The following is a 4,131-nucleotide window of genomic DNA, read 5'->3' as shown; positions in this document are numbered from 1 at the left end:
GCCGGCGTACCGTCGTCCTCGCCGGCGCCGCGCCGCGGGAGCCTCCGCCGGGGAGACCGGCCCGGCCTCGGGCACGTCCTCGGCCGCCGTGGGCGACCCGGCCGCCCCGGGCACGGTCTGCGCCGTCCCCGCCCCCGGCTCCTCCTCGGCGGCGGCCGGGGCCGCCTTCCGCCCCCGCCGCGCGTCCGCGAGGATCCACCGCCGGTGCAGCTCCACCAGTTCCCCGGGCGTCGCCCCGCACACCCGGGCGAACCGCTCCACGGGCGCGTAGTCCGTCGGCACGGCGTCCCCGTTGACGTACCGGTGAAGTGTGGACGCGCTCATGTGCAGCCGCTTCCCGAGCACCCCGTAACTGAGCCCGGACCGCTCCTTCAACCGGCCCAGCAGCTCCGAGAACCCGTCCGCCGTCACTGTTCCGCCTCTCTTCACGTCCCGGACCGTCATTCCAGGCAGAGGTCATTCTCCCAGGTCAGAGCTGGCGCGAGCATTCCGGCGTCCCGGATGTCCCGGCAACCGTGGCGGCCGGGACGGATCACCGCACAAGCTCTGGTCATCCAAGCACGCCGCTCCCGGCACCCGGTCGAGCGGCCTGCGCACAGCCCGTACCGCACTGGGGGATCCCATGTCCGCACGTATCAACCGCACCCGTACGCTCGCCGCCGCCGCACTCGCGGTCGCCGCGCTGACGCTGACGGCGTGCGACAACGGAGAAGGTGTCCACGACGAGGGCGCGTCCGCGGCGTCCACGGCCACCGCGCCCGCCGCGGCGAAGTCGCCCACGGCGTCCGGCACGCCGTCGCCCGGGACCGAGGGGGGAGCGCCCACGGCGGCGGGCCAGGCCGGCTCCGCCCACTCCGCCGACCCGGCCGCCAAGGGCTCGACGGGCTCGACGGGCGGCGCGGCCGGTTCGAGCGGGACGACGAACACCTCGCGCTCCACGGGCTCGCACGGCTCGGCGTCCGCCTCCGCCCCCTGCTCCGGCACCTCCACGAGGACGACCGCCACGGTGGTCTCCCGCCCCCTGAACCACCTCCTGCTCACCGTCACCAACACCGGTTCGAAGAACTGCGACCTCATCGGCTACCCGGCCGTCCGGTTCGCCGAGGCCCAGGCCGTCCCGCCGGCCATCGAGGACTCCAAGCCGCAGGCCGTGGTCACGCTCGCCCCCGGTGAGTCGGGCTACGCCAGCGTCCTTCTCTCGGCCGCGGACGGCAGCGGCTCCCACGGCTACACCGCCAAGTCCCTCACGGTGTACTTCGACAAGGGCCAGGGCGCCGCCCGCCCGTCACTGCCCGCGAAGGGCGTGTACATCGACAGCTCGCTCAGCGTCTCGTACTGGCAGTCGGACATGGGCGACGCCCTGGCCTGGTGACGCACGGGCCCGCCGGGTTCGTACGGACCGTCAGGCCGACGACCCGCTGTCGACGACCAGGTCGGTCCCGACCACCGCGCCGGCCGCCGGCGAGGACAGGTGGAGCACCGCCGCCACTTCCCCGGCCTCCGCGACCCGGCCGAGCGGGTTCTGCGACGTGACCCGCTCGGCAGCCCGCTCCGGTGACGAGCACGGTCTTGCCGGTGAAGCGGTTCATTGCGGCGACTCCTCCGGATGACGGATCACTTGGTGAGGTGGTTCAGCAGGCCGAGGACAGCGAGGGCCACCGCTGTCGCGGTCGGCGGCCGGGCGTCGCCGCCGAGCGCGGGCAGGACGGCGGACAGGACGGTCGGGCCGAGTTCCATCGCGCTGTTCAGCACACCGCCCGCGAGCCCGGTCCGCTGCGGCGGCACGCCCTCGGTGGCGAGCACGGCGGCTGAGCCGGGTGCCGGCGGCGCCGCACGGCGTCCCGGAAGGCGGACGGATCGGCACGCCCGAGGTCCAGGAGGTCGAGACGGAGCCGGCCCGGGACGACGACATCGCCCGGACGGTCGCGGTGATGGGCGGCGCCGACCGGGAACGCTGGATCGACCGTCTCGCCGGCCGGGGACTCCTCGCGGACGGCTTCACCACGGCCGCCCTCTCCTGCATCGGCTCCCCACTGACCGGCGCGATCTACCGGCAGGGCACCATCGGCGCCGCGAAGGCCCACCTCGAACAGACCGCGCGCACACTGGACGAGCGCCTGGCCGGGCTCGTCGGCGGCCGGGCGGTGACCTCCGTCAACGGAGCCGCCGTCACCCAGTCCTCGACCGCCATCCCCGGTATCGCCCTGTACGCCGGACTGCTGCGCGGGGTCCTCGGCGACGCGATGGTGCCGCCCGTCGGCCAGCTCACCGAGCTGTGGGACCAGCTCACCGGTGTCCGGCCGCTCGACCCGGACGACGAGGGCCGCGTACGTCTGGACACCTGGGAACTCGCCCCCGACGTCCAGGCCGCCGTCACCGACCGGTGGAACGCGGCGACCACCGCCACCGTTCCCGGCCTCGCCGACCTCGACTGGTTCCACACCGAGGTCCTGCGTCTGTACGGCTTCGCCGTGCCCGGCATCGGCTGCACGGCGCCCGTCGAGACCGACGTCCCCTGGCCCGTCCCCGTTTCCCGACCTCCTCCTCGGCAACCGTAACCGACGGGTCGATCACCTTGAAGGTGTGGCCGCAGGCCGAACGGATCGCCCGGCCGGCGGCACACCCCGTCACCACCCGCGACAGAGCCTCATTCATGACACTCCTGAAAACGCGAGGCCCTGCTGTACGTCTGCTCCTAAATCGGAACAGGAGACGTCACATGTCTCTCCGATGACAGAGCCGAACGGTTGCACTAGTCTTCTCAGCACGCTCCATTTCCCACTCCGTAAACATGGCGGAGTGAAATTACTCATCCCCAGGAACAGTGCGTGCCGGAGTCAGTTCTCAGGCAGGAGGATCCTCGATGGGTGGCACGGGGGCGCAATTGTCCACCTCGGACGGATTGCGCGAGCATGACGACACAATTCCGAAGAGACGGATCGAATATCCACACGGATTATCGATCGAATTAAGTTCTGTCGAATCCGTTCCCATACGGTCGATCCTCCCCGGCGATTCCCCTCGACTGGCAGGCGAGGACCATGCGCACGCCCAGGTTCTGGCGAATATCGAAGGCCGCCTGCCGCCGATTGTCGTACACCGGCAGTCGATGCGTGTCATAGACGGATCGCACCGGTGCCTGGCAGCCTTGTTGAGAGGCCAGGAAAACATTGAGGTCCGCTTCTTCGAGGGGCCGGAAGAGCTGCTCTTCCTGATCGCGGTGCGGGAGAACATCGCCCATGGGCTGCCCCTCTCCCGGGCGGACCGTGAGGCCGCCGCGCGCCGCGTCCTCGCCGCGCAGCCCCGGTGGTCGGACCGGGCCGTCGCCGCGGTGACCGGGCTCGCCGCCAAGACGGTGGGCTCTTTGCGAAGGATCATGGCGGAGAGTTCAACTGAGGACTCACCACAGTTGAACACCCGTGTGGGGCGGGACGGCCGGGTCCGGCCGGTCGACTACGCCCAGGGGCGCCTGCGCGCCGGCGAGGTCGTCACGGCACATCCGGACATGCCGCTGCGCGAAGTGGCGCGCAAAGCGGGGGTCTCCGTGGCCACGGCGCGCGATGTCCGGCAGCGGATCCAGCGGGGCGCGGACCCGCTTCCGCCGAGACTGCGCCTGGTCGGAGTGGGTTCCGAGGCCGACGAGGAGGGCGGGCGTGAACGGGAGGCGGCCTGCAAGACCGTCGGTCACCTGCTCTCCACGCGCGCCAGATCCATCGTCTTCACCTCCACCGACTGGTCGGTGGTGCGGCCCAAGCTGCTGCGCGACCCCCTGCTGAAGTACTCGGAATCGGGCCGGGCCCTGTTCCGCTGGTACGACACGCACGCGATCGACGCGAAAGACCTGATGGTGGGCGTGGAAGGCGTGCCGCCGCACTGGGTCGACGAGATCGCGACCGTCGCACGCTCCTGCGGGGAATTGTGGCTGCGTATAGCCGACGAGCTTGAGAAACAGCGGCAAGAAGCGTGAATCTCTCACAGCACGGGAATGCAGGGTGACCGGACACGGATTCGGGACCTGCCGGCTGGTTCGGGCCGTGGCGCGACGTCGGTCTTGAGGTCCCTTCGGGGTCTTGGAGGCCGGCGTCGTCCTACGGGGTCGAAGGGGGCGTACCGAGTGGGGGGCGCGTGCGG

4 protein-coding genes and 2 pseudogenes are annotated in these 4,131 nt (G+C 71.4%); 3 read left to right on the top strand and 3 right to left on the bottom strand.

The annotated features are described in order from the left end of the window. On the bottom strand, positions 1 to 429 hold a 429-nt coding region (locus BFF77_RS20935), incomplete at its 3' end, for a helix-turn-helix domain-containing protein (RefSeq protein ID WP_425424406.1). A 193-nt stretch (positions 430 to 622) separates the two neighbouring features. Here BFF77_RS20935 and BFF77_RS20930 point away from each other — a divergent pair. Beyond that, complete coding sequence (locus BFF77_RS20930; RefSeq protein WP_066952211.1) at positions 623 to 1,372, top strand: DUF4232 domain-containing protein; 750 nt, start codon at positions 623 to 625, stop codon at positions 1,370 to 1,372. Between the two features lie 30 nt (positions 1,373 to 1,402). Here the strand turns inward: BFF77_RS20930 and BFF77_RS38235 are convergent. Next, a pseudogene (locus tag BFF77_RS38235) lies at positions 1,403 to 1,552 on the bottom strand (short-chain dehydrogenase); the annotation flags it as partial. A gap of 62 nt (positions 1,553 to 1,614) precedes the next feature. Continuing rightward, the gene (locus BFF77_RS38230; RefSeq protein WP_066952209.1) at positions 1,615 to 1,803 is read right to left on the bottom strand and encodes a hypothetical protein; all 189 of its coding nucleotides are present in this window, start codon (positions 1,801 to 1,803) and stop codon (positions 1,615 to 1,617) included. Between the two features lie 56 nt (positions 1,804 to 1,859). On the opposite strand from BFF77_RS38230, the pseudogene BFF77_RS20920 reads away from it, so the two are divergent. Together BFF77_RS20920 and BFF77_RS20915 are read left to right on the top strand one after the other, a co-directional pair. After that, positions 1,860 to 2,558: pseudogene (locus tag BFF77_RS20920) on the top strand (enoyl-[acyl-carrier-protein] reductase FabV); the annotation flags it as partial. A 305-nt stretch (positions 2,559 to 2,863) separates the two neighbouring features. After that, positions 2,864 to 3,967 carry a ParB/RepB/Spo0J family partition protein gene (locus BFF77_RS20915; protein ID WP_079125350.1) on the top strand — a complete coding sequence of 368 codons (1,104 nt, stop codon included), beginning with the start codon at positions 2,864 to 2,866 and terminating at the stop codon, positions 3,965 to 3,967. Positions 3,968 to 4,131 lie beyond the last annotated feature (164 nt).

The sequence above is a fragment of the Streptomyces lushanensis genome, assembly GCF_001700515.1.
Lineage (GTDB): Bacteria > Actinomycetota > Actinomycetes > Streptomycetales > Streptomycetaceae > Streptomyces > Streptomyces lushanensis.
Note: the sequence above shows the minus strand (reverse complement) of the source record. Positions and strands in the feature narration are given on the sequence as shown.